This is a genomic window from Leclercia sp. 1548 (assembly GCF_050435045.1).
Classification (GTDB): domain Bacteria; phylum Pseudomonadota; class Gammaproteobacteria; order Enterobacterales; family Enterobacteriaceae; genus Enterobacter; species Enterobacter adecarboxylatus.
Map to the genome: position 1 here is coordinate 729381 of NZ_JBNDJP010000002.1, position 23710 is coordinate 753090.

The window sequence follows — 23710 nt, forward strand, 5'->3', positions numbered from 1 at the left end:
ATCCCGTGAATAAACTGACTCATCAACAGCTGGCGGAACGCATTGCCCGCGACATCCCGGAAGGGGCGTATGTGAATCTCGGCATTGGCCTGCCAACCCGCATTGCCAACTATCTGCCCGCCGATCGCGAGATTTTCCTCCACAGCGAAAATGGCATTCTCGGCATGGGGCCTGCGCCGGAGCCGGGCTGCGAAGATCCCGAGCTGATCAACGCCGGAAAACAGCCGGTAACGCTCCTGCTGGGCGGCTGCTATTTCCACCACGGCGACTCCTTCACCATGATGCGCGGCGGTCATCTGGATATCTGCGTGCTGGGCGCTTATCAGGTCTCCCGGCACGGCGACCTTGCGAACTGGAGTACCGGCGAGCCGTCCTCCATTCCTGCGGTTGGCGGGGCGATGGATCTGGCGATTGGCGCGAAGCGCGTGTATGTGATGACCGAACATCTGACCCGCCAGGGCGAGTGCAAAATCGTCAACACCTGTACCTATCCACTGACCGGCATGGCCTGTATCGACCGCATCTATACCGATATGGCGGTGATGGACATCACCCCGGAGGGCATCGTGGTGCGCGAACTCTTTGGCGATGTGACCGAAGAGTATCTCCGGTCCGTCACCCCGGTGGCACTGACGTTTGCCCTGAACGCCCAAACCGAGGAGGCGTGAATGGATCTGGACTATCGCCTCGATGGGCCGCAGGAGGCACCGGTGCTGGTGCTCTCTAATTCGCTGGGCACGACCTGGCAGATGTGGCAGCCGCAGATGGCCGCGTTGACGGAACATTTTCGCGTGCTGCGCTACAACACCCGCGGGCACGGCCGCTCTCCGTTACCGGAAAGCGGTATCAGCCTGGCAACGCTGGGGCAGGACGTGATTGCCCTGCTGGATCACCTGGATATTGAGCGCGCCTTCTTCTGCGGCATCTCTCTCGGTGGGATGACCGGAATGTGGCTCAACCGCCACGCGGCGTCGCGTTTCTCGCGCATCGTGGTGGCGAATACCGCAGCGAAGATCGGCGAGGCCAAAGGCTGGTTGCAGCGTGCGGCCACGGTGCGTCAGCAGGGCATGGCTCCGGTCGCCAGCACGGCGGCGGATCGCTGGTTTACCCCGGCATACCGCGAGCAGCACCCCGGCACAGTCCAGCGGCTGATCGACGATCTCGCCCACACCCCGGTCGAGGGCTATGCCGCCTGCTGCGAAGCGCTGGCCGCGGCGGATCTGCGTCCTGACGTGGCGGCCATGCTGCGCCCGATGCTGGTGATTGCCGGCGAGGACGATCCGGTCACCACCGTGCAGGACGCCATATGGCTCGCCGCCCAGGCGAAGCAGACCGAATGGGTCGCCTTACCCGCCTCGCACCTGTCGAACGTGGCCTGCCCGGACGCTTTTAACCATCACGTCGTGACTTTTTTAACCGCAGGAGCTGTACATGACCATCACCATTGAATCCCTGGCCTGCTGGCTGGTGGATATCCCCACCATTCGCCCGCACCGGCTGTCGATGGCGACCATGGGTTGCCAGACGCTGACCATCGTCCGCATGCAGTGCGCCAATGGGATCACCGGCTGGGGAGAAGCGACAACGATTGGCGGCCTGAGCTACGGGGCAGAAAGCCCGGAAGCGATCAAATCCGCGATTGAAACCTATCTGACTCCGCTGCTGTGTGGCCAGTCGTTCCAGGGCGTCGCCGACCTGGCGCAGAAGATGAACGCCAGCGTGAAGGGCAACACCTTCGCCAAATCTGCCCTCGAAACCGCCTTCCTCGATGCCCAGGGCAAAGCGCTGGGGCTGCCGGTCAGCGCGCTACTGGGCGGGGCGCTCACTCAGCGCCTGCCGGTGCTGTGGACCCTGGCGAGCGGCGACACCCAAAAAGACATTGAAGAGGGTAAACGTCTGCTGGCGGAAGGGCGCCACGACACCTTCAAGCTGAAAATCGGCGCGCGTGGACTGGATATGGATGTCCGTCATGCGCTGGCGATCAAAGCCGCGCTGGGGGATGAGGTCAGCGTGCGGGTGGACGTCAACCAGGCGTGGGATCTCACCACCGCCATCAAAGGGATGACGCAGTTGCAGGCGGGCGGGATCGACCTGGTGGAACAGCCGATCCCGCTATGGGATCGGCAAGGGTTAATCACCCTCAGCCAGCGTTTTACGGTGCCGATTCTGGCCGATGAAGCGGTGGCGACCAGCCATGACGGCTATGCCCTGGCGAGCGGCGGTTTTACCGGCGTCTATGCCCTGAAGATCGCCAAAGCGGGCGGCCCGGCTCAGGTTCTGAAGCTGGCGCACGTGGCGCAGGCGGCTGGCGTGGCCTTGTACGGCGGCACCATGCTGGAAGGCACGCTGGGCACCGTGGCCTCGTTGCATGCCTGGTCGACGGTAAAAATGCAGTGGGGCACCGAGATGTTCGGCCCGCTGCTGCTGAAGGATGACATCGTGGTACGTCCCCTGGATTTCAGCCAGGGAGAGGTGACGTTACCGCAGGGGCCTGGATTAGGCATCGACATAGACGAAGACAAGCTGCGTCATTACGCACGCCAATAAAAGGAAAACGCGATGCTCTTTAAAGTGGAAATGACGGTCAACATTCCGTCATCGCTGCCGTCGGCAGAAGTGGAAGCGATCAAAGCGAAAGAGAAAGCCTACTCCCAGCGTTTACAGCGCGAAGGTAAATGGCCGCACATCTGGCGTGTGGTCGGGCAGTACGCCAACGTCAGCATCTTTGACGTGGCAGACAACCAGGAGCTGCACGACATCCTGACCGCGCTGCCGCTCTACCCGTGGATGGCAATCAGCGTGCAGCCCCTGTGCGCGCACCCGTCATCCATTCACAACGAATAATCGTCATCGACATAACTACAACAAACTGAACCCTACAAAGAGGAACATGCAATGTCTGTGAATCCTGTACATCAAACCGAACTGGAATCCTTACTGGCGATCAGCAGCGGCTTAAATTCCACTGGCGGCAACGATCGTCTGAAAAACATCATGCACCAGTTGTTGAGCGACCTGTGCAAGACCATCAGGCAGTTCGACGTGACCGATGAAGAGTTCTGGGTGGCGGTGAACTACCTCAACGAGCTGGGCGGACGCCAGGAAGCGGCGCTGCTGGCGGCCGGTCTGGGCCTGGAGCACTATCTGGATATGCGTGCCGACGAGAAAGAGGCCGCATCCGGCCACGAGGTGGGCACCCCGCGCACCATCGAAGGGCCGCTGTATGTGGCGAACGCCCCCCTGAGCGAGGGCTTTGCCCGCATGGACGACGGCAAAGAGCAGGCCGAAACCATGTGGCTGCAGGGTCAGGTGACCGATCTGCACGGTAAACCGGTGGCCGGGGCGATTGTTGATATCTGGCACGCCAACACCCTTGGCGGCTACTCGTTCTTCGATCAGTCCCAGAGCGAATACAACCTGCGCCGCCGCGTCCGTACCGGCGACGATGGTCGCTACGCCGTGCGCAGCATCGTACCCTGCGGTTACGGCTGCCCGCCGGACGGCCCAACGCAGAAACTGCTGACCGCCATGGGTCGCCACGGCAACCGCCCGGCACACGTACACTTCTTTGTGTCGGCGCCGGGGTATAAGCACCTGACCACGCAGATCAACCTGAACGGCGATGAATATCTGTGGGATGACTTTGCGTTCGCGACGAGGGCGGAGCTGATTGCGGATCCGGTGAAGGTGACAGATCCGGCTGTGGCGCAGTCGCGCGATCTGAGTGGGGAGCATACGGAGGTGAACTTTAATTTTACGCTGGTGGAAGCGACAGACGGTGGGGAAGAGGAGAGAGGGAAGCGGGCGCGTGTTAAGGAGTGACTGCTGAGGATTGAAAGGGCCGGGGCCGCAAAGCGGCCCCGGTTTTGTTATTTTGGGACGGACATTGCGCGCGCAGAAACTGAGTGCGTGAAAGCGTCTTACCGGGAGCGCCCGCTGTGTCCTCACATCGACGCCGCGGCAAACATCCCCGGCGTCGTCCCAAAATGGGCGCGAAACTGTTTGATCAAATGGCTCTGGTCGAAGAAGCCGATATCGCTGGCGACCTGCGCGGCACCCATCCCTCTTGCCAGCAGCCCTTTAGCGCGGATCAGACGGATTTGCGTCAGATACTGATGCACCGACAGGCCGGTCATCTTCTGGAAGGTGCGCATAAAATAGAATTCACTTAGCCCCGCCACCTGGGCAATCTCCTTAACCGTCAGGGGCTGCGCGTAGGCTGAGTGCAAAAACGCGATCGCTTTGCGAATATCAGCCCGCAAAACGCTCAGGCGCGACCCTTTGACGGTGCGCTCCCCGTAATGCCCCACCAGCACATTGAGGATCTGATACATCACGCACTCTTTTTCCAGCGGGTCAGGACTCTGTTTCATCACGCTGGCGGCGTGGAGCATGCGGCGGGCCATCAGTGGATCGTGGCGGATCCCTTGCAGGCCAAAATTCACGTCGCCCTTGCCGCTGAGCACCGTTTGCGCCACCTCGTTAATCAGCTTTTCACCCGGATAGAACGCGCAGTAATCCCAGCCTTCGTCACGCTGCACTGCCTCGCCGGTATGCACCTCGCCCGGGGCGATAATCATCACCGAACCCGCCGCGGCAATGCCGTTTTGTCGGCATACCCGGGTGCGCTGCGCACCGCGGGCAAAGGCAGCGATCACAAACTCATCATGAAAATGGGGTGGGTAGCTGTGCTCATAGCAGGTGGCTTGCAGGATCTCCATGCCGCCGTGCAGCTGACTGTCGCGCCACAGGCTGATCTCATCGCGTTTTTGTTGCCCCACGTTCGCGCCTCCCACAACCTGAGTAAATTTCACTGCTGAGCAGGATTTTACTATAGCGATTGTTGATGATTCTTAAGATAGTTATTGAACTAAGTAATATAAGGGAAGAGATAATGTTAACGAAGTTAAATACCGGGCATCCCGCGTCTGCCGCGGGGGAGTTTCGGGCCGGTATTGCCGCCTGTATTCCGACCATTGCCGGTTACTGGAGCATAGGCTTTGCCGCAGGGGCGATTGGCACGCTATCCGGCTTTACGACCGGACAAATTGCCCTGCTGGCGAGCGCGCTCTATGCAGGCTCGGCGCAGTTTCTGTTTTACTCCCTGTGGGCGGCGGGGGCCGAAATGGCGTCCGTGGTGCTGAGCGTGCTGCTGGTGAACCTGCGTTATCTGCTGATGAGTTCATCGATGAGCGTCTTTTTTCGCGACTACACGACGCTGCAAAAAGTGGTGAGTGGGCTGCTGCTGACGGATGAAACCTTTGGCGTGGCGGTGCAGCGCGCCAGTCCGCAGGGCAAAATTAGCTATAGCTGGATGCTGGGTCTGAATATTACCGCCTGGCTGAACTGGATCATCGCCTGTGTCACCGGAGCCTGGCTGGCCACCACACTGCCGGCATCGCTGATGGAGGGGCTGGGCTTCAGCCTGGTGTCGATGTTTATTGGCCTGATCCTGATGATGTGGTTCGCCAGCCGCAGGAAGGTACTGGAAAGCATCAATATCGCTGTTGCGGTGGTCATTACGCTGTTAACTGCCGGGAGTGGTTCCCTCAGCCTGGTAGTGATTGTGGCCGCGTCCCTTGCTGCCACGCTGGCAACGCTGCTGTTACGCACCCGGAAAGGAAAATAAGATGGAACGCCATATTCTTCTGACTATTCTTGCCTCTGCGTTGGTCACTGCGCTGATGCGTACCGTACCGGTGTTACTGTTATCGCGCTTTCGTCTGCCGGAGGTGATGCTGCAATGGCTGAGCTTTATTCCCACCGCCATCATGGCCGCCCTGGTCGCTGCCGAACTGCAGAGCAAGCCCGCGATGACGGATTCCGGGGTTAGCATCTCGCTGCTGGCTGCGGCCTTTGCCACGCTGGTGGGCATTCTTACCCGCGGGTTATTCGCTACGGTGATTGCAGGTGTGGTGGCGTTCTGCGCGGCGGGGTATTTCCTGGCGCAATAGTCTATAAAGCGTAAGGTCTGCGCGGCGTCTTATCGGAGGGCCTGCGGGGCGTCGCGCGTCTTTGGCCTACATATTGGGCTGGCTGATGGTACAGTGAATACAGGCCGTCATTAACCAGGAGAAATACACATGAACGAACATCCGCTTTGCCAGATCATCAAGTCGTGTGACAGGGCGATCTCAGCTAAAGATTTTGACTCGCTGATGGAGTATTACGCTGAAGACGCCGCGCTGGTCGTAAAGCCCGGCATGATCGTGAAAGGTAAGAATAATATCCGCAACGCCTTTGTTTCTATCGCTGATTATTTTCAGGATCAGCTTATCGTGAAACAGGGCGATATCCAGGTCATTGAAGGCGGGGGAGATGCGCTGGTGATCATGGAAACCCATCTTTTTTTCCCGGATGAACAGGGCGGCACGACAGAAATCACCCGCCGCGCAACCTATGTTTTCCGCCTGGAAAACGATCGTTGGCTGTGCACCATTGATAACTCTTATGGGACATCTGTCCTGGACGCTGAGTCTGCCTGAAGCACTTTTATTTGCTGACTGGCGTGACCAGTCCGATGCTGACAATCCCTTTGTCCCAGATAATCTGGTGCAGAGAGGTCTGAATGATGCTGGTAATAGGTTTTGGCGTGAGTAGCGCCCAGCAGATGCCGCCAGGTTTACGAACCGAGCGATAGGTCACCCCGGTCTCCCCCGCGACGCGCAGCCGAGCGCCAAACTGCTGTGGCTCGTGGTAGTCGGTGGGATGATACCAGGGGTGTGAATCCGGCAGGCCGGTAATATCGGCAAACGCACAGCCCTCCAGTTCGGTCTCCAGGCAGCGGTATTCGAAGCGTTCGAACTTCAGATCCGGCACGTTATGCCAGTAAAGATGGCAGTGGTAGACAATTTCGGCCAGCGCCGTCTCTTTGCTGTCTCCGAGGTAGTAAACGCCATAATCGCCGTTCGAAAAGCGGCTACCGTCCGGGTTAACGTGGGTAAAGGCGGCCATTGCATAGTGCGCCCCGCGGATCCCCAGCACCCACTCTTTACGCGGGAGCAGAGCGAGATTGCCCACCTCCTGGGTCAGGCGCGGATTGGTGAGCTTCTGGATCTCATACAACACATCGAATGCCTCGGGCGTGGCGACGTCTTCGAAGACATAGATGGCAGGATACTTGGTATGCAGCAGCCGGTAGCCCTTGAGGGGAACCACCGCGGTACGGGGGATCTCGGGATGGATCATCCGGCGAGGCCTCCGCGCAGCACGTCCACCCGTTTCGCCACTTCGTGCAGGTTGCCGAACTCACCGCCCTCAATCAGGGATAATGGCGTTGCCCCATTGAAGTAAGCATTGTGGTTTTCCATGGTCATGAATCCGTAGACGTTCTCCGGGTTACTGAACACAATGCGCAGTGCCGAATGCATATTCAGCAGGTAGCTGATTCGGGTCAACTGGTCGTGAGTCAGCGAGGCTGTCTTCGTCTCTTTCTGTCGGTATTTGTAGAGCGCCGCTCTGGAGAGCTGCAGAATGTTCTGCTGCTGCTCTGTCGAGCAGCCCCATTTTTCCAGAATATTCATTGCGGCTCTGATGGCGATCAGATCGCGATCGCCGCGGGCTTCAGAGTCCAGGTTCAGGTGCTTCGTCATGGGATGCTCCCTCAGCGCAGAGTGATTGATATAGTCTTAGCATGAACTAAATATACCAATATGTCTACGTGAAGACATCTTTGCTCCGGGCGACGATCGTGACGTTTTATAAAGGGCGAATCTCCTTTGAACGCAGAGTGATCTGCACCGGCACCGATTTATACGACGGGGTACCGCTCTCTTTATCCAGATAGTTCAGCGGAACCAGCACGTTAGCCTCCGGGTAATAGGCGGCCACCGTACCGGGCGCAATGCTGTACGCCACGACGGTGATGTCGTCGAGGCGCTGCTGACTGTCGGGGAGGGCGGTGGTGATATCCACCCGGTCGCCATGCTCCAGTCCCTGCTGCTGCATATCCTCTTCGTTCATAAACAGCACGTCGCGACGACCGAAAACCCCGCGATAGCGATCGTCGAGGGCGTAGATAGTGGTGTTGTACTGGTCGTGGCTGCGCAGGGTCACCAGACGCAGGACGTTTTCACCTTCCCCCGGGCTGTTCTCGGTTACGCCGTCAAACAGGGAGAACATCGCTTTGCCGGTTGCCGTCGGCCAGACGCGCTCGGTAGGCGGCAGCGGCATACGGAATCCGCCGGGTACCCGGATGCGGGCGTTAAAGTTCTCAAAGCCGGGAAGGGTCTGTTCAATTCGGTCGCGGATGCGGTCGTAATCGGCGACCAGCTCCAGCCAGTCGGTTTTGCTGTTCGTCAGGGTGGCGTGGGCGATCCCGGCGACAATGGCCGGTTCTGAGCGCAGGAAAGGGGAGGCCGGTTTCAGCTTCCCGCTGGAGGCATGCACCATCGACATGGAATCTTCCACGGTGATCGACTGCTGGCCGCTGCGCTGCATATCCAGTTCGGTGCGCCCCAGGCAGGGCAGCAGATACGTCTCTTTACCCACCAGCAGGTGCGTGCGGTTCAGTTTGGTCGCCACATGCACGCTGAGATCCAGCGTTTTCAGCGCCGGGAAAGCCTTGTCGTGATCCGGCATCGCCACGGCAAAATTGCCCCCCAGGCAGAGCAGCGCTTTTGCCTGGCCGTCGATCATCGCCTGCGCGGCCTGCACCGCGTCGTGACCGTGCGCAGCTGGCGGGGTAAAGCCAAACACCGTGCCCAGCCGGTCAAGGAAGGCGGCTGAGGGTTTTTCAGTGATCCCCACCGTGCGGTTGCCCTGCACGTTGGAGTGGCCGCGCAACGGGCAGATGCCCGCGCCGGGCTTACCGATATTGCCACGCAGCAACAGCAGGTCGGCAATCAGGCGCACGTTGGCGGTACCTTTGTTGTGCTGGGTGATCCCCATGCCGTAGGTAATGATGGTGGCGCTGGAAGCGGCGTAGATCTGCGCCACGTTCTCCAGGTCGGCGCGGCTCAGGCCGGACTCGCGTTCTATGGCCTCCCAGGGGGTGGCGGCAATATCGGCGGCAAACGTGGTAAACCCCTCAGTCTGGGTGGCGATAAAATCATGATCCAGCGCGTCCAGGACCAGAAGATGTTTTGCAATCCCTTTTAACGCGGCGGCGTCGCCCCCGGCTTTGACCTGGTAATAGGTTGAGGCGATGTCGGTCGCGCTGTAGGTTGCCATCTCTTTGACGCTTTGCGGATCGGCAAAACGCTCCAGCGCCGTTTCGCGCAGCGGATTAAAGACGATAATCGGTACCCCCCGGCGGGCAAGTTCGTGCAGCGTGCCCATCATCCGCGGGTGGTTGGTGCCCGGATTATGCCCGATGGAGATCACCAGTTCGGTGTGGTCAAAATCCTCCAGCGAGACGGTGCCTTTTCCTATACCGATAGAGCGGGGCAGGCCGACGCTGGTGGCCTGATGGCACATGTTGGAGCAGTCGGGGAAATTATTGGTGCCCAGTTCGCGGGCGAACAGCTGATACAGGAACGCCGCTTCGTTCGAGGCGCGCCCGGAGGTGTAAAACTCCACCTGATCCGGCGAAAGATCGCGCAGTACCTCCCCGATACGGGCAAAGGCGTCGTCCCACTCTACCGGGCGAAAGGTGTCGCTTTGGGGATCGTACTTCATGGGATGGGTCAGACGGCCATAGCCTTCCAGCTCAAAATCGCTTTTCGCCCACAGGTCACTGACGGTGTGCGCCGCGAAAAAGTCTGGCGTGACGCGCTTCGTGGTCGCTTCCCACGTCACTGCTTTGGCCCCGTTCTCGCAAAACTGGAAGGTGGATTTGTGTTCTTTATCCGGCCAGGCGCAGCCCGGGCAGTCAAAGCCGTCGGGCTGGTTGGTGCGCAACAACGTGGCGGGGGCGTCAAAGGCATCCATCTGCGTGCGCACGGCGATTGCCGTCGCCTTTAAGGCTCCCCAGCCGCCCGCCGGACCGGCGTAATGGCGGATCCCGGGAACGTTTCGTCTGTTGTTATTCATTTTTACTCCTGTCGGGTATCTCATTATGGCGGCGAATGTCGGCCAGCAGCAGCGAGGCCTCCTCTGAGTGTGGCATAAACGCCCCCGGCGTCTCTCCCTGCCACCAGATCCCGCTGGCCAGAGAGTAATGATTTCCGGCGAGCTGCCAGTCCCCCTTCAGCACAAAGGCGATGCCTTCTGCGCCGGGTTGCTGAGCGGTAGTGGCAATTGTCACTTGCGCGGAGGCCCGACTGCGCTGGGTCATAACGTTAAAGTCCAGGCCTGGTCCGCTGACGCCCTCGGTGGCAAGACGCCACTCTCCCGGAAATGCCCAGGGAACGCCAGGCTCAAGGCGGTGAAGCAGATCGTCACCGCGCAGCCACAGCCCGCCATCGCCGAGCAACATGATTACCCGATCGACGCCAGGAAAGAGGGAGAAAGGACCCTCCTGGGCAAGCGTGGCAATGCTGGCCCGCCACAGAAAGGGGGCATCTGCAGAGGGAATGCTGACGATCTCCCGGGTTTCACCCGCCCCGTTTTTCCACGGAGTGACCGGCAAGGAAGCGAACGTGAAGGGCGTAATCATATCCTTTTCACCCTGATATTGGGGGTTAATGATCTATCTTCGCTACAGATAATTTTCAAAACAATTACAAATTATTCACAGTTCAGTTCACAAATCCATCATCAGATTCGTGTGGGCAGATGTCAATGGTTGTATATACATGATCTGTCATGTGGCGTTGCCCTGACGCATGCTGGGTGTCTGGCGGTCATTAATCATCCATTCAGAGAGAAAACTATGTCGTCTTTTTCGTCTTCAGAAGAGCAGTCTAAGAAAAACGGGACGCGGTTATCGGAAACGCGCTCCATTGATTACATCCCGGATAATGAACGCCACGGTCATCCCTTCAGTCAGTTTACGCTGTGGTTTGGCGGTAACCTGCAGATTACGGCCATTGTGACCGGGGCGCTGGCGGTCGTGCTGGGCGGCGATGTGGTGTGGTCTATTATTGGCCTGCTGGTGGGACAGGTACTCGGCGCGGTGGTGATGTCGTTCCATGCCCTGCAGGGGCCACGTCTGGGCCTGCCGCAGATGATCATCAGCCGCGCGCAGTTTGGCGTCCTGGGCGCGGTGATCCCGCTGGTGCTGGTATGCGTGATGTACGTAGGCTTCTCAGCCAGCGGCACGGTGCTGGCCGGACAGGCGATGGCGAAACTGCTGTCGGTGTCGAACGTCGCGGGGATGATCCTGTTCAGCGCGATTATAATCGTGATTGCGGTGCTGGGATATCGCGTGATCCACAAGCTCGGCAAGGTGGCGAGCGTGGTAGGGGTGCTGGCGTTTGTCTATTTGTTTATCGCGCTGCTGATGTCCAGCGACCTGGGGGCGATTGTGCAGAATAATCACTTCTCGATGCCGATGTTCTTGCTGGCGGTGTCGCTCTCCTCCTCATGGCAGATCGCCTTTTGCCCCTATGTGTCGGACTACTCGCGCTATCTGCCGCGCAACGTCTCGGGCGTGAAAACCTTCTTCTCGGTCTTTAGCGGTACGGTGCTGGGCACCCAGGCGTCGATGACGCTGGGAGTGATCACCGCGGCGATTGCCGGGAGCGCTTTTAAGGGACATGAGGTGAGCTATATCGTCGGGTTGGGTAAAAGTGAAGCAATGGCGATGGTGATCTACTTTGCCATCTGCTTCGGCAAAATCACCTTTACTACCCTGAACGCCTACGGCAGCTTTATGTCACTGACGACCATCGTGTCCGGTTTTCGCAACCAGACCACGTTGAGCCAGAGAAGCCGGGTGATCTTTGTGGTGCTGATGGTAGCCATCTCCTGCGTAATTGCACTGCTCAGTGAACCCGCATTCCTGAAACACTTCACCCATTTCCTGCTGTTCCTGCTGGCGTTCTTTGTGCCCTGGAGTGCCATCAGCCTGACCGACTACTTCATTATTTCCCGTAAAACGGTAGATATTCCGGCGCTGTTCGATCCCCGCCAACGTTATGGATACTGGAATATGTTTGGTATCAGCGTGTATGCCGTGGGCGTACTGATCCAGTTGCCATTTATCGAGAACCCGCTCTACCACGGTTCGCTGACCTGGATTTTTGCCGACAACGATGTGTCGTGGATCATCGGCTGGTTCTGCACGGCGGCGCTGTACTATGCCTTCAGACGTTTTGATCGCCGGGTGTTGCCGGAACAGACCATCTATCCGGCAACAGGCAGGTAAGGGTGGAGGGCCGACCCGGGGCGTTATGCGGCGTTAAACGCAAAACCTTCGTCGGCCCATCCGGTCAGACCCCCAATCATGATCTTCACCGGGCGGCCCAGTTGTGCCAGCTTCAGCGCCGCGCGATCGGCGCCGTTGCAGTGCGGCCCGGCGCAATAGACCACAAACAGGGTATCGGCTGGCCATTCCGCCATGCTTTGCGCGGTCATATCACGATGTCGCAGATGCAGCGCCCCCGGAATATGACGGCGAGCAAACGCCTCCGGGGTGCCCACCACATGCAGCAATACAAAATCGACATCACCCTCTTTAAGCGCGGTATGGACATCATCGCAATCCGTTTCCACGCTCAGTCGTTGTAAAAAGTGCTTCGCCGCGTTTTCTGCTGACGCAGCAGGGTAATCAGTTACATAGCTCATCATGTCCTCCTGAGTTGAGCCATCACTTTACGATTGTCGCGCTGTTTTGACAGCAGGCAGAAATGCCATATACCATCAGGATCCTGACAAAAATACCCTGAGTGCGGTAATGAACAATCCTCTGGTTGTGGCTCTGGCCTATGACGGCTTATGCACGTTTGAATTCGGCATTGCCGTGGAAATTTTCGGCCTTGCACGCCCTGAAATGGGGGATAACTGGTATCGCTTTGCAGTGGCGGGGGTCGAACCGGGGGCGTTGCGCGCCACAGGCGGCATCCGGCTGGTGATTGACGGCGGGCTGGAGCTGCTGGCGGAAGCCGGGACCATTATCGTCCCCGGCTGGCGGGGCGCGGATGTCCCGGTCCCCGCCGCACTGTGCGAGCAGTTGGTTGCCGCCCACGCGCGTGGGGCGCGGATCCTCTCTATCTGCTCTGGCGTCTTTGTGCTGGCCGCCGCAGGGTTGCTCAACAACCGGCAGGCGACGACCCACTGGCGGTATACTGACGTGCTGCAACAGCGTTATTCCGCCATTCAGGTGACGCCGGATGTGTTGTATATCGATAACGGTGATGTGCTCACCTCGGCCGGAAGCGCGGCGGGGATCGACCTGTGCCTGCACCTGGTGCGACGGGATTATGGTAGCGTGGCGGCCAACCAGGTGGCGCGTCGGCTGGTCGTGTCCCCGCATCGCGATGGGGGTCAGGCACAGTTTATCCAGCAGGCGGTACCCGTCGCCTACGAAGGCCATCGGCTTGGCGCGCTGTTTGATTATTTGCTTGAAAACCTTGCCGCCCCGCACAGCGTCGATTCACTGGCGAAGTTTGTCGGGATGAGTCCACGCACTTTTCTGCGCCGCTTTGCAGCGACGACCGGTAAAACCCCTGCCCAGTGGTTGTTGAAGGCCCGCCTGAGTCGCAGCCAGGATCTGCTGGAGAACAGCCAGCTGTCGCTGGAGCGCATTGCGGAGGAAGTGGGGTTTGGCAGCGTGGCGACGATGCGTCATCACTTCAGAAATCAGCTATCGACCACGCCTGCGGCGTACCGGAGGGGGTTTGCTCAGCCAGCGCGGAGAGTCATTAAGGCTGAGTAGCCCGCTCGCGCGGCTTTTTTATCTCTGTCAGTTCGTCGCAATCGAATCACGTAAAATAAATTCAGCGGGCAAAATGCTGCTGTCAGGTATGCTTTCGGGTGTCGCCGCGAGCACTCTGGCCACCGCTTCTTTACCCTGGGCGTCTAAATCGAGGCGCACAGTGGTAAGGGAAGGGATGAAAAAGGCGCTTTCGTAACTGTCATCGTAGCCGATAATGGAAACCTGATGGGGTACCTCTATCTGCGCCTTATTGAGCGCACTCAAAGCGCCTAGCGCCATCTGGTCGTTACCCACCAGCAGAGCGCTAAATTCGATCTCATTTTCGATAAGCTGCCGCGCGCCATCGTGGCCGCTTTGGGCATCCCAGGTACCAAAAATAACGGCTGCGGGCGTTTTGCCAAATGTCGCCAGGCTGCTTATCCAGTTTTCCAGACGCAGCTTTGCCGAGATAGAGTGCTGAGGGCCCGGCATCAGTACGATGCTGTTATGCCCCAGTTCGCATAAGCGTTTAACGCTCTCCCGGGTACCGTTTGCCGGATCAAAGATGACATGAAACACACCGCTGTCCGGTGCAACGTCGAGAAACAGACAGGTGACGTCGTTATTTTGTTCAGCCAGCTTTCTGGCAGGAGGGGTTTCCAGCGGGACGTTAATCAGGATTTTTTCGATAAACTGGGATTTAAAATCGTTAATCGATTGCTGTATGGCCGTAGGGTCAGCTTCATCAATCATCGAAATCAGGACCTGGTAACCCGCCTCACGGGCGTGCTTTTTCACGGAGGCGGCGATTTGCGACGGCGCATGCAGTGCGAGGGAGGTGGTCACTAACCCCAGCGTCTGGGTGCGTTTACCGACCAGCTGTTGCGCCAGACGGTTAGGAACGTAGCGCAAATCTTCAATCGCCTGCTCGACACGAAGACGCGTTTTTTCGGCAACGTTCACCGATTTATTGAGTACCCGGGAGACGGTCTGGTAGGAGACACCGGCCTGACGCGCCACATCTTCCAGGGTCGCATTTCTGTTCTTGTTCACCCTCAATCCTTTCTGTTTGCGTGGCTGAAAAAACGCCTGTCATCGGTGGCGTGAGCGAAATTATATCAAAATGTCATACCTTCACATGGCGAAATTTGGCGATCTTGCTCACCTTTTTCTGCATTTAAAATTACGTTCTGTGATGTTGATTGCACTTTTCATCAAGGAGAGTTGTTCGCGTCTTTTGTCAGGTATTGTATGTAACACGTTGATGTGAACGTCATACATTTTCACATCATCAGCAATCGGGTGCATATCGTCCCAGGCATTATCCAAAAGAACGCGACTCGCTGAGCCCTCAGTGAAGCACCGACCCTGTTCCTTCTTGAGGAAGAAAAATATGGTTACCGGTAAAAGGAACTATGTCCTTTTAAGTATTTTCGATTTTCTCTATCTGTTTGCCTGGTCGTCAACGATGGCTTTTTTTGTCATCTGGACGACTCAGCATTTAGGCATTAGCGCTACCCAAACGGGGTGGTTGTATGCAATAAACGCCTTTATTGCGCTGACCATGCAGCCATTTTTTGGCTTTATATCAGATAAATTCGGCACAAAAAAATCGCTGATTTTTTTAATTATTGCTTTGCTGCTGCCGGTCGGGCCGTTCTTTATCTATATTTATGCGCCCCTGCTCGTCAGCTCCTTCTGGTTGGGCGCGATTCTGGGCGGCATTTATCTTGGGGTTATTTTTAACTCCGGGTGTGGAGTCATTGACTCGTATATTGACAAAATATCCCGCCGCTACGCTTTCGAATATGGACGTGTGAGAATGTGGGGCTCTTTGGGATGGGCGGCTGCGGCCTATATTGTCGGGCGTAATATTAACGATAATCCCAATCTCTCTTTCTGGCTGGCCAGTATTGCCATTGTCTTAGCGGCTGTCTGCTTTATGCTGACGAAAATCACAGTCACACTGGAAGAAGAGAAGATGACCTCGTCATTGAAAGCGGGGCATGTTTTTGAATTAATGAAAGACAAGCAGTTCTGGATGCTGATTATTTTTACGCTGTTTGTTACCCAAATCTATGATACCTACGACCAACAGTTTGCGCAGTACTTCTCTTTACAGTTCCCGAGCGTTGACGAAGGGAATAAATGGTACGGCACTCTGGCATCCATTCAGGTGTGTGGCGAAACTTTATTCCTTGGGCTGATGCCGTGGTTTGTCAATCGCGTCGGGGCGAAGTGGGCGCTGGTCATAGCCGGGACGATCATGTCGGTGCGTATTCTGGGATCTGCGGTTCCGCTGGGTCCGGTATGGATTGCGGCAGTGAAGATGATGCACGCCATTGAAAAACCCTTAATCCTGATCTCCGTCTTTAAGTTTATTGCCCAGAATTTTGACCATAAATTGTCATCCACAATCTATTTACTGGTGCTGTTTGCAGCATCCATTGCGACGACAGTTTATTCCCCGGTGGTGGGGCATTTATACGACACCATTGGGTTTGCTAATACCTATATCATTCTTGGCGCTGTTTCAGGGCTGTTTACGCTGTTCTCGGTATTTTCGCTCAGGAGCAGAAAAGGAAAAGCCGTTGATCTTTCTCAGGAGAGAGCGTCCTTAGCATAAGGAAGAAAAATATGAGCAAATTATTTACGGACCTCAATTTATTGCACGGTGCCGATTATAATCCGGACCAGTGGCTCAGTCAGCCCGATATTCTTGAGAAGGATATCGCGATGATGAAAGAGACAAAATGCAACGTGATGTCGGTAGGGATATTTAGCTGGTCTAAACTTGAACCCGCAGAAGGTGAATATCAGTTTGGCTGGCTGGATAGCGTTCTGGATACCCTCTACGCCAGTGGGATTTATGTCTTCCTGGCGACACCGAGCGGTGCAAGACCGGCCTGGGTTTCAGAAAAATACCCAGAGGTATTACGGACCAATAAAGATTTGACGAAAAATCTGCATGGGGAGCGACATAATCACTGTGTTTCATCTCCTGAATATTTACGACTGACCGGAAATATTAATAAGCAACTGGCGAAACGTTATGCGCATCACCCGGCAGTGTTGGCCTGGCATATTTCAAACGAGTATGGCGGTGACTGCCACTGTGATATTTGCCAGCAGGCATTCCGCGACTGGCTGAAACAGAAGTATCAGACGTTAGAGAACCTGAACCAGCGCTGGTGGGGTGCATTCTGGAGCCACGAATATTCGAGCTGGAGCCAGATTCATTCGCCGGGGCCACTGGGTGAACAGTCGGTCCATGGACTGAATATCGACTGGCGACGCTTTATGAGTGAGCAGGTTGCGCTGTTTTGCCGTCATGAAATTCAGACGGTGAAAGCCTTCAATCCCACTATGCCTGCCACCACTAATTTTCACGGTGTATTTAATGATTACGATTACTGGCGCCTGGCGCAGGAGGTCGATTTCATCTCATGGGACAGCTATCCGGAATGGCATAAAACTCAACAACAGGAAAATATCGCCTCTTACACGGCCTTCACGTTTGATCTGATGCGAAGCCTGAAGCCCGGATTGCCGTTTCTGTTGATGGAGTCCACTCCCGGGACCACCAACTGGCAGGCAGTCAGCAAACTCAAAAGACCGGGGATGCATCTGCTGTCGGCAATGCAGGCGATTGCCCACGGTTCTGACTCGGTACAATATTTTCAGTGGCGTAAAAGCCGGGGTTCGGTCGAAAAATTACACGGTGCGGTGGTAGATCACGTCGGCCATCTCAATACCCGCGTCGGGCGAGATATCAAGCAGGTTGGCGCTGCGCTTGAGAAACTGGCACCGGTAGCAGGCGGGGATTATCGGGCTGAGGTGGCGATGGTCTATGACTGGGATAATCGCTGGGCGGTCAACGACGCCGCCGGGCCACGTAACTGTGGTATCCACTTTGAAGAGACGGTGCAGCAGCACTACCAGGCGCTGTGGCAGCAGAGTATCCCGGTGGATATTGTTTGCCAACAGTCCGACCTCAGCGCATACCGGGTAATCGTCGCCCCGATGCTCTATATGGTGAATGAAGCCTTTGCCGAACGCGTTAATCAGTTCGTGGCGGCTGGCGGGGTGTTTATTGCGACCTACTGGACAGGTATCGTTAATACGGATGATCTGTGCTTCACAACTGGTTTCCCGGGGCCTTTACGCGACGTATTGGGTATCTGGTCGGAAGAGATCGACGGTCTGTATGACGGCGAAACGAATCAAATCAGCATGACGTCATCAACCTGGCACAGTCCGGGACGCGAGTATGAATGTCGGGAGCTTTGCGATCTTATTCATGCGGAAACGGCAGAAGTCCTGGGCGTCTACCAACAGGATTTTTACGCGGGCCGGCCAGCAGTAACCCGTAACACCTGGGGAAATGGGCAGGCGTATTACCTTGCAGCAAGAACCGATGGGGATTTTCTGCACGATTTTTACCGGATGGTTGCTGATGAAAATTGCATTACCGCCTCTACATCGATGCCCCTGCCAAAAGGTGTGGTTGCAACGGCAAGGCAGAGCGAAGGGCAGGCATATATCTTTGTACAGAACTATGGCAAACAAGCCGTCACGCTTGATTTGGCAGAAGAAAGCCGGACGCTGAAACCCTTACTCAATGGCGATGTGCTGCAGGGGGATCACTATCCGCTGCCTGCATTTGGCGCAGAAGTGTTTTTAGCAGAAAAGGAATAAGGGGCTTTCCTTTTATCAAAAAAAATCCACGCATCGGCGTGGATTTTTTTCAGGTAGCTAAACCTTAAACGTTGAACAGGAAGTTCATTACATCGCCATCTTTAACGATGTAATCTTTCCCTTCTGCACGCATCTTGCCCGCTTCTTTCGCGCCTTGCTCACCTTTATAGGTGATGAAGTCTTCAAACGCGATAGTCTGCGCACGAATAAAGCCTTTCTCGAAATCGGTGTGGATTTTACCCGCTGCCTGTGGAGCGGTTGCGCCTACAGGGATAGTCCAGGCACGCACTTCTTTCACGCCAGCGGTGAAGTAAGTTTGCAGGTTCAGCAGTTCGTAACCGGCGCGGATCACGCGGTTCAGACCTGGCTCTTCCAGGCCCAGCTCGGCCATGAACTCTTCACGGTCGGCATCGTCCAGCTCGGCGATATCGGATTCTACCGCGGCACAGACCGCCACCACCACAGAGCCTTCGGCTGCCGCGATTTCGCGCACTTTGTCGAGGTATGGGTTGTTTTCGAAACCGTCTTCGTTGACGTTAGCGATGTACATGGTTGGCTTCAGGGTCAGGAAGCTCAGGTATTTGATCGCCGCTTTGTCTTCTTCTGTCAGGTTTTTCAGCGCGCGCAGCATGCCGGCGTTTTCCAGCTGTGGCAGGCATTTTTCCAGCGCGGCCTGTTCTGCTTTCGCGTCTTTGTCGCCACCTTTGGCTTTCTTCTGCACGCGATGCAGGGCGCGCTCGCACGTGTCGAGGTCAGACAGGGCCAGTTCGGTGTTGATGACTTCGATATCGTCAGCTGGATCCACTTTGTTGTTCACGTGGATGATGTTGTCGTTTTCAAAGCAACGGACAACGTGGCCAATGGCTTCGGTTTCACGGATGTTGGTCAGGAACTGGTTGCCCAGGCCTTCGCCTTTGGACGCGCCTTTCACCAGGCCTGCAATGTCCACGAACTCCATGGTGGTTGGCAGAATACGCTGCGGCTTAACGATCTCCGCGAGCTGGTCCAGACGCGGATCGGGCATTGGCACGACACCGGTGTTTGGCTCGATGGTGCAGAACGGGAAGTTAGCCGCTTCGATGCCCGCTTTAGTCAGCGCGTTAAACAGGGTGGATTTGCCAACGTTAGGCAGACCAACGATACCGCATTTGAATCCCATTTCTGAATCACCTTAATATCTTGATATTCAACACGTTAACATTAACGAGTCGAAGAAAAGTAAATAACTACGCCTATTATACACGTAACCCGCAGCGTGCGGGGCAAAAAAGGCGCCGCGCCCCGGTTATTGCGCTTTAAAAGCGTGCAAACGGTTGGTGGCTTTGGTTAAGCCATCCTGCAGCCAGATTTCGGTGCAACGCGCCGCTTCGTCTACCGCTTCGTCGATCAGTTTCTGTTCGGAAACCGGAGGCTTACCGAGCACAAAGCCAACAACTTTGTTTTTATCGCCCGGATGACCAATACCGATGCGCAAACGGTGAAAATTAGGGTTATTGCCCAGTTTGCTGATGATGTCTTTTAGACCATTATGCCCACCGTGACCGCCGCCGAGTTTGAATTTTGCGACACCCGGAGGAAGATCCAGTTCGTCATGCGCAACCAGGATCTCATCCGGGTTGATACGGTAGAAGGTCGCCAGCGCGGCCACGGCTTTGCCGCTTAAATTCATAAACGTGGTCGGCACCAGCAGACGCACATCCGCTCCGGCCAGGTTTACGCGAGAGGTATACCCGAAGAATTTCGCTTCTTCGCGCAGGGGAGCGCGCAACCGTTCGGCCAGCAGATCAACATACCAGGCGCCCGCGTTGTGGCGGGTAGCCGCATATTCCGCGCCGGGGTTGGCCAGGCCGACAATCAGTTTAATCGTCACGTTTTTGTTCCTGAAAGTGCTAAGTCTGGCGCGTAGTGTACTGTCTGCCGCGTCGCTTGACAAAATTCTGCACGCCGTTACGTAGAACCTGAATAGTACCCGCTTTGAACCATTAGAATTTCATGCAACTCAAGGGTTTATTTGTAAAGTTTTGTTGCCCGGATGTGCGTAAATGTGATCCCTCACGCAATCAGGCCCAGGGGTGGTGTCTATACTTTACACACAAGGATTAGGGAGATTATTCCCCTGCAACCCAAAGCTACGGAGGTGACACATGAAACGCAGAAACGCTTCGTTACTCGGTAACGTGCTAATGGGGTTGGGATTGATGGTTATGGTGGTTGGCGTCGGGTATTCCATTTTAAACCAGCTACCGCAACTTGACCTGCCGCAATACTTTGCGCATGGCGCGGTCCTGAGCATCTTCCTGGGTGCAGTCTTGTGGCTGGCGGGTGCCCGCGTCAGCGGTCACGAGCAGGTCTGCGACAAATACTGGTGGGTGCGCCACTACGACAAGCGCTGCCGTCGCGATCAGCATAAGCACAGCTAAAGTGCTCACCAATGAACACCGAAACGGCTCCTTCTGGAGTCGTTTTTTTTTGCATCACGTATTGACCCTCACGTAACGTAAGGCCCCAGAGTGACGCCACTGGCATAAGAAGGAGCCGTTATGTTAATTCAGGTCGGGGAACTGGCAAAACGTGCCGGGATCACCGTGCGCACCTTGCACCACTATGAGCAAACAGGATTGTTGCTGCCTTCTGCCAGAAGCGCGGCAGGGTACCGGCTCTATAATCTGGCCGATGTTCAGCGCCTGCATATGATTCAGGCGCTGGCAAAGGCAGGGCTGGAACTTGCTGAAATCCGGGATTTTCTGGAAAAAGATTCCCTCACGTTATCGGAACTGCTCGACGCGCAAATCCGTCTGCTGGATAAGCAGGTGCGCAGCATTACCACGCTGCGCGACAGGCTTGTTGATTTACGCACCGGGCTTGATACCCGTGAGGATCTCGATCTGGAGTCCTGGCTACAGACTCTGGAGTTAATGAACATGTACGATCGCTGGTTTAGTAAAGAAGAGTTACAGCAGTTGCCCTTTGCAATGCACAAAGAGGCATTGGCAGAGATCTGGGCCGCTCTGGTAGTGGAGGTGAAAACCCTGCTGGAGAACAATGTTGAGGTCTCTGATCCCAGGGCGCAGGATCTGGCCACGCGCTGGATGGTGCGCCTTGAGCAGGACACGGCGGGCAAACCGGCGTTTCTGACCCGTCTCAACGAGATGCACAACGTCGAGGCGCAGATGCGCGAGCAAACGGGTATCACGACAGAGATAATGGATTACATAACCCGGGCATTTGCGGAATCAAAACTCGCCATCTGGCAAAACTACCTCTCACCGGAGGAGATGGCGTTTACCCGGGCGCACTATTTTGATCGCATGATGGAGTGGCCACCGCTGGTGGCGAAGCTGCACCGGGCCGAGTCAGAAGCGCTGGATCCCGCCTCTGACGCCGCGCAACAGCTGGCCGAGAACTGGCTGGAACTGTTCCAGTCTTATGCGGGAACCAACCCCGTGACGCAGCAGAAATTTCGACAGGCGATGCAGCAGGAGCCGCATCTGATGAAAGGGACCTGGATGACGCCTGCTGTCCTTGCATGGCTCCAGCAGGCGATAAGTATCATGATGCAGCGGCGGATGTCACAAATCCGCTAACGCGGCCTCGCGGTTCGGATAGAACGCCAGACGACCGGCAATGGGTTGCACTCCTGCGCGCGCCATGGTGCGCAGGGGCTGGAACTCGAGGTTACTCACCCGCAGTTCACAGCCTTCCGGCAGGCGTTGCACAAAGCGCTGGAAGGCGTCCAGCCCGCCCGCATCCAGCACCGGCACTGCATCCCATTTCAGCACCACAATCCGCTTACCCGTAATACGCGACTCCAGATCGCTGAACAGGCCTTCGGCGGCAGCAAAGAACAGGGGGCCGATCACCCGCAACACCAGCACATCGTCCGGAACCGTGACGTTAACCGCTGCCAGACGGGTCATGCGGGCGATACGGCGCATAAACAGCAGCGAGGCCAGCACAATCCCGACACTTATCGCGATCACCATGTCAAACAATACGGTCAGCGACATGCAGATCAGCATCACGATGATGTCGTCCTTCGGTGCGCGGCGCAGCAGGTTCACCACTTTGTGCGCCTCACTCATGTTCCACGCCACCATCAGCAGCAGGGCCGCCATGGCCGACAGCGGTAACCATGAGAGCAGGGGAGCCAGCACCAGCAGGGCGAGGATCACCAGTACCGAGTGGATCACCGCCGAGACCGGGGAGGTTGCCCCAGCGCGCACGTTCGCCGCCGAGCGGGCAATGGCTGCGGTCGCTGTGATTCCACCGAAGAACGGCGCGATAATATTCCCCAGCCCCTGACCGACCAGCTCGCTGTTGGCTTTGTGTTTGGTGCCGGTCATGCCGTCCAGCACCACCGCGCAGAGCAGCGACTCAATCGCCCCCAGCATTGCCATTGAAAAGGCGGCGGGCAGAAGGGCGCGCAGGGAATCCCAGCTTAAGGTGAAGCTGGATCCGGGCAGATTCCAGGGCAGTACCAGCTGCGGCAGAAGCTGCGGGATACCGTTCCCCTGGGAACCATCCGCCAGGACATAGTGGAATTGCGAGCCGATAGTGGCCACGTGGCCGCCCAGCAGGTTCACCACGCCCATCACCGCACAGCCCAGCAGCAGAGCAGGCAGATGGCCGGGCAGGCGAATGCCCAGGCGCGGCCAGAGGATCAGTGTCCCCAGCGTCACCACGCCAATCGCCGCATCCCCCAGGTTTGTTGTCGGCAGCGCCATCGCCAGCGCACCCACTTTTTGCAGGTAGTGCTCTGGCACATGGGCCATCTGCAGGCCGAGGAAATCCTTAATCTGCATGGTGCCGATAGTGATGCCGATCCCCGAGGTAAAGCCCAGGGTCACGGAAAGCGGAATGTACTCAATCAACCTGCCAAAGCGCGCCAGGCCGAACAGAATCAAAAATACCCCGGACATCAGGGTCGCCACCAACAGCCCGGCGAGGCCGAACTGCTGGGATACCGGATAGAGGATCACCACAAAGGCTGCGGTCGGCCCGGAGACGCTAAAGCGCGACCCTCCGGTCAGGGCAATCACAATCCCGGCGACGGCGGCCGTATACAGGCCGTACTGCGGTGCCACGCCGCTGCCAATCGCCAGCGCCATTGCCAACGGAATGGCAATGATACCGACGGTGATCCCGGCGATAAGGTCACGGGTAAAGCGTGACAGGGTGTATTTCTCTTTCCAGCAGGCGTCGATGAGGGCGCGGAAGGGAAGAACATGAGAGGAAGCGTTTTTCACAATCATTATCCAGTTGCGCATCATCTGTCATATCAATGGCAGGTGAAGGAGGCATTAATCATACAAATGAATACCACAGACAAAAAAA

General features: G+C 56.7%; 23 protein-coding genes and 1 pseudogene. 14 read left to right on the forward strand and 10 right to left on the reverse strand.

The annotated features are described in order from the left end of the window. Positions 1-5 precede the first annotated feature (5 nt). Genes ABIE02_RS08745 through catA form a run of 5 tightly spaced genes read left to right on the forward strand, consistent with a single transcriptional unit; the run spans position 6 to position 3822 of the window. Positions 6-668, forward strand: a complete 663-nt coding sequence (locus ABIE02_RS08745; protein WP_165718000.1) for a 3-oxoacid CoA-transferase subunit B — start codon at positions 6-8, stop codon at positions 666-668. Continuing rightward, on the forward strand, positions 669-1448 hold the full coding sequence (pcaD, locus tag ABIE02_RS08750; protein ID WP_117385420.1) for a 3-oxoadipate enol-lactonase: 780 nt from the start codon (positions 669-671) through the stop codon (positions 1446-1448). It abuts the gene before it with no gap. Continuing rightward, positions 1432-2547 carry a muconate/chloromuconate family cycloisomerase gene (locus tag ABIE02_RS08755; protein WP_117385421.1) on the forward strand — a complete coding sequence of 372 codons (1116 nt, stop codon included), beginning with the start codon at positions 1432-1434 and terminating at the stop codon, positions 2545-2547. The genes pcaD and ABIE02_RS08755 overlap by 17 nt, the downstream gene beginning before the upstream one ends. Before the next feature lie 12 nt (positions 2548-2559). Next, on the forward strand, positions 2560-2844 hold the full coding sequence (gene catC / locus ABIE02_RS08760; RefSeq protein ID WP_077227085.1) for a muconolactone Delta-isomerase: 285 nt from the start codon (positions 2560-2562) through the stop codon (positions 2842-2844). Positions 2845-2895: 51 nt separating this feature from the next. After that, entirely contained in the window at positions 2896-3822 is a 927-nt protein-coding gene (catA, locus tag ABIE02_RS08765) for a catechol 1,2-dioxygenase (protein WP_059307679.1), read from the forward strand. A gap of 122 nt (positions 3823-3944) precedes the next feature. Here the strand turns inward: catA and ABIE02_RS08770 are convergent, their stop codons facing one another. Then, the gene (locus ABIE02_RS08770) at positions 3945-4781 is read right to left on the reverse strand and encodes an AraC family transcriptional regulator (protein ID WP_254844086.1); all 837 of its coding nucleotides are present in this window, start codon (positions 4779-4781) and stop codon (positions 3945-3947) included. A gap of 113 nt (positions 4782-4894) precedes the next feature. On the opposite strand from ABIE02_RS08770, the gene ABIE02_RS08775 reads away from it, so the two are divergent. The 3 genes from ABIE02_RS08775 (at position 4895) to ABIE02_RS08785 (ending at position 6485) form a co-directional block, all read left to right on the forward strand. Beyond that, positions 4895-5629, forward strand: a complete 735-nt coding sequence (locus tag ABIE02_RS08775) for an AzlC family ABC transporter permease (protein WP_077227086.1) — start codon at positions 4895-4897, stop codon at positions 5627-5629. A gap of 1 nt (position 5630) precedes the next feature. Continuing rightward, the gene (locus ABIE02_RS08780) at positions 5631-5954 is read left to right on the forward strand and encodes an AzlD domain-containing protein (RefSeq protein WP_059307681.1); all 324 of its coding nucleotides are present in this window, start codon (positions 5631-5633) and stop codon (positions 5952-5954) included. 129 nt (positions 5955-6083) lie between these two features. After that, positions 6084-6485 carry a YybH family protein gene (locus ABIE02_RS08785; protein WP_032611372.1) on the forward strand — a complete coding sequence of 134 codons (402 nt, stop codon included), beginning with the start codon at positions 6084-6086 and terminating at the stop codon, positions 6483-6485. A gap of 7 nt (positions 6486-6492) precedes the next feature. On the opposite strand, the gene ABIE02_RS08790 is transcribed toward ABIE02_RS08785, so the two are convergent. The 4 genes from ABIE02_RS08790 to ABIE02_RS08805 all read right to left on the reverse strand — a co-directional run bounded on the left by ABIE02_RS08790 (position 6493) and on the right by ABIE02_RS08805 (position 10537). Beyond that, the gene (locus ABIE02_RS08790) at positions 6493-7188 is read right to left on the reverse strand and encodes an RES family NAD+ phosphorylase (protein ID WP_051915991.1); all 696 of its coding nucleotides are present in this window, start codon (positions 7186-7188) and stop codon (positions 6493-6495) included. Beyond that, positions 7185-7592, reverse strand: a complete 408-nt coding sequence (locus ABIE02_RS08795; protein WP_051915989.1) for an MbcA/ParS/Xre antitoxin family protein — start codon at positions 7590-7592, stop codon at positions 7185-7187. Before ABIE02_RS08795 ends, ABIE02_RS08790 begins: the two co-directional genes overlap by 4 nt. Before the next feature lie 106 nt (positions 7593-7698). Further along, positions 7699-9972 carry an FdhF/YdeP family oxidoreductase gene (locus ABIE02_RS08800; RefSeq protein ID WP_336994517.1) on the reverse strand — a complete coding sequence of 758 codons (2274 nt, stop codon included), beginning with the start codon at positions 9970-9972 and terminating at the stop codon, positions 7699-7701. Further along, positions 9965-10537, reverse strand: coding sequence for a HutD/Ves family protein (locus ABIE02_RS08805; protein ID WP_059307683.1), 573 nt, complete (start codon positions 10535-10537; stop codon positions 9965-9967). The genes ABIE02_RS08800 and ABIE02_RS08805 overlap by 8 nt, the downstream gene beginning before the upstream one ends. A 216-nt stretch (positions 10538-10753) precedes the next feature. Here ABIE02_RS08805 and ABIE02_RS08810 point away from each other — a divergent pair, with 216 nt between their 5' ends. Continuing rightward, the gene (locus tag ABIE02_RS08810; RefSeq protein WP_059307684.1) at positions 10754-12190 is read left to right on the forward strand and encodes a purine-cytosine permease family protein; all 1437 of its coding nucleotides are present in this window, start codon (positions 10754-10756) and stop codon (positions 12188-12190) included. Positions 12191-12213: 23 nt separating this feature from the next. On the opposite strand, the gene ABIE02_RS08815 is transcribed toward ABIE02_RS08810, so the two are convergent. Next, complete coding sequence (locus ABIE02_RS08815; protein ID WP_032611361.1) at positions 12214-12609, reverse strand: rhodanese-like domain-containing protein; 396 nt, start codon at positions 12607-12609, stop codon at positions 12214-12216. A 109-nt stretch (positions 12610-12718) separates the two neighbouring features. On the opposite strand from ABIE02_RS08815, the gene ftrA reads away from it, so the two are divergent. After that, complete coding sequence (ftrA, locus tag ABIE02_RS08820; RefSeq protein ID WP_165717996.1) at positions 12719-13699, forward strand: transcriptional regulator FtrA; 981 nt, start codon at positions 12719-12721, stop codon at positions 13697-13699. 42 nt (positions 13700-13741) lie between these two features. On the opposite strand, the pseudogene ABIE02_RS08825 reads toward ftrA, so the two are convergent. Next, positions 13742-14731: pseudogene (locus tag ABIE02_RS08825) on the reverse strand (LacI family DNA-binding transcriptional regulator); the annotation flags it as partial. A gap of 340 nt (positions 14732-15071) precedes the next feature. On the opposite strand from ABIE02_RS08825, the gene ABIE02_RS08830 reads away from it, so the two are divergent. After that, on the forward strand, positions 15072-16304 hold the full coding sequence (locus tag ABIE02_RS08830) for an oligosaccharide MFS transporter (RefSeq protein ID WP_051915985.1): 1233 nt from the start codon (positions 15072-15074) through the stop codon (positions 16302-16304). An 11-nt stretch (positions 16305-16315) separates the two neighbouring features. After that, positions 16316-18376, forward strand: a complete 2061-nt coding sequence (locus ABIE02_RS08835) for a beta-galactosidase (RefSeq protein WP_165717994.1) — start codon at positions 16316-16318, stop codon at positions 18374-18376. A 64-nt stretch (positions 18377-18440) separates the two neighbouring features. Here the strand turns inward: ABIE02_RS08835 and ychF are convergent, their stop codons facing one another. Both ychF and pth read right to left on the reverse strand, forming a co-directional pair. Then, positions 18441-19535 (reverse strand): redox-regulated ATPase YchF, encoded by a 1095-nt coding sequence (ychF, locus tag ABIE02_RS08840; protein WP_032611353.1) that lies wholly within the window; start codon positions 19533-19535, stop codon positions 18441-18443. 126 nt (positions 19536-19661) lie between these two features. Next, positions 19662-20246 (reverse strand): aminoacyl-tRNA hydrolase, encoded by a 585-nt coding sequence (pth, locus tag ABIE02_RS08845; RefSeq protein WP_032611351.1) that lies wholly within the window; start codon positions 20244-20246, stop codon positions 19662-19664. 274 nt (positions 20247-20520) lie between these two features. On the opposite strand from pth, the gene ychH reads away from it, so the two are divergent. Together ychH and ABIE02_RS08855 are read left to right on the forward strand one after the other, a co-directional pair. Next, positions 20521-20796 (forward strand): stress-induced protein YchH, encoded by a 276-nt coding sequence (gene ychH / locus ABIE02_RS08850; protein WP_032611349.1) that lies wholly within the window; start codon positions 20521-20523, stop codon positions 20794-20796. A gap of 120 nt (positions 20797-20916) precedes the next feature. Continuing rightward, a complete protein-coding gene (locus ABIE02_RS08855) occupies positions 20917-21960 on the forward strand; it encodes a MerR family transcriptional regulator (protein ID WP_204231364.1) in 1044 nt (347 codons plus the stop codon). Here the strand turns inward: ABIE02_RS08855 and dauA are convergent. Continuing rightward, positions 21946-23622 (reverse strand): C4-dicarboxylic acid transporter DauA, encoded by a 1677-nt coding sequence (dauA, locus tag ABIE02_RS08860; protein ID WP_032611399.1) that lies wholly within the window; start codon positions 23620-23622, stop codon positions 21946-21948. The two genes, ABIE02_RS08855 and dauA, sit on opposite strands and share 15 nt — an antisense overlap. Between the last annotated feature and the right edge of the window lie 88 nt (positions 23623-23710).

What these genes read in the sequence shown, in the direction of transcription:
- pcaD (WP_117385420.1), top strand. Translation starts at nt 669, where the DNA reads ATGGATCTGGACTATCGCCTCGATGGGCCGCAGGAGGCACCGGTGCTG.
- ABIE02_RS08755 (WP_117385421.1), top strand. Translation starts at nt 1,432, where the DNA reads ATGACCATCACCATTGAATCCCTGGCCTGCTGGCTGGTGGATATCCCC.
- catC (WP_077227085.1), top strand. Translation starts at nt 2,560, where the DNA reads ATGCTCTTTAAAGTGGAAATGACGGTCAACATTCCGTCATCGCTGCCG.
- catA (WP_059307679.1), top strand. Translation starts at nt 2,896, where the DNA reads ATGTCTGTGAATCCTGTACATCAAACCGAACTGGAATCCTTACTGGCG.
- ABIE02_RS08775 (WP_077227086.1), top strand. Translation starts at nt 4,895, where the DNA reads ATGTTAACGAAGTTAAATACCGGGCATCCCGCGTCTGCCGCGGGGGAG.
- ABIE02_RS08780 (WP_059307681.1), top strand. Translation starts at nt 5,631, where the DNA reads ATGGAACGCCATATTCTTCTGACTATTCTTGCCTCTGCGTTGGTCACT.
- ABIE02_RS08785 (WP_032611372.1), top strand. Translation starts at nt 6,084, where the DNA reads ATGAACGAACATCCGCTTTGCCAGATCATCAAGTCGTGTGACAGGGCG.
- ABIE02_RS08790 (WP_051915991.1), bottom strand. Translation starts at nt 7,188, where the DNA reads ATGATCCATCCCGAGATCCCCCGTACCGCGGTGGTTCCCCTCAAGGGC.
- ABIE02_RS08795 (WP_051915989.1), bottom strand. Translation starts at nt 7,592, where the DNA reads ATGACGAAGCACCTGAACCTGGACTCTGAAGCCCGCGGCGATCGCGAT.
- ABIE02_RS08800 (WP_336994517.1), bottom strand. Translation starts at nt 9,972, where the DNA reads ATGAATAACAACAGACGAAACGTTCCCGGGATCCGCCATTACGCCGGT.
- ABIE02_RS08805 (WP_059307683.1), bottom strand. Translation starts at nt 10,537, where the DNA reads ATGATTACGCCCTTCACGTTCGCTTCCTTGCCGGTCACTCCGTGGAAA.
- ABIE02_RS08810 (WP_059307684.1), top strand. Translation starts at nt 10,754, where the DNA reads ATGTCGTCTTTTTCGTCTTCAGAAGAGCAGTCTAAGAAAAACGGGACG.
- ABIE02_RS08815 (WP_032611361.1), bottom strand. Translation starts at nt 12,609, where the DNA reads ATGAGCTATGTAACTGATTACCCTGCTGCGTCAGCAGAAAACGCGGCG.
- ftrA (WP_165717996.1), top strand. Translation starts at nt 12,719, where the DNA reads ATGAACAATCCTCTGGTTGTGGCTCTGGCCTATGACGGCTTATGCACG.
- ABIE02_RS08830 (WP_051915985.1), top strand. Translation starts at nt 15,072, where the DNA reads ATGGTTACCGGTAAAAGGAACTATGTCCTTTTAAGTATTTTCGATTTT.
- ABIE02_RS08835 (WP_165717994.1), top strand. Translation starts at nt 16,316, where the DNA reads ATGAGCAAATTATTTACGGACCTCAATTTATTGCACGGTGCCGATTAT.
- ychF (WP_032611353.1), bottom strand. Translation starts at nt 19,535, where the DNA reads ATGGGATTCAAATGCGGTATCGTTGGTCTGCCTAACGTTGGCAAATCC.
- ychH (WP_032611349.1), top strand. Translation starts at nt 20,521, where the DNA reads ATGAAACGCAGAAACGCTTCGTTACTCGGTAACGTGCTAATGGGGTTG.
- ABIE02_RS08855 (WP_204231364.1), top strand. Translation starts at nt 20,917, where the DNA reads ATGTTAATTCAGGTCGGGGAACTGGCAAAACGTGCCGGGATCACCGTG.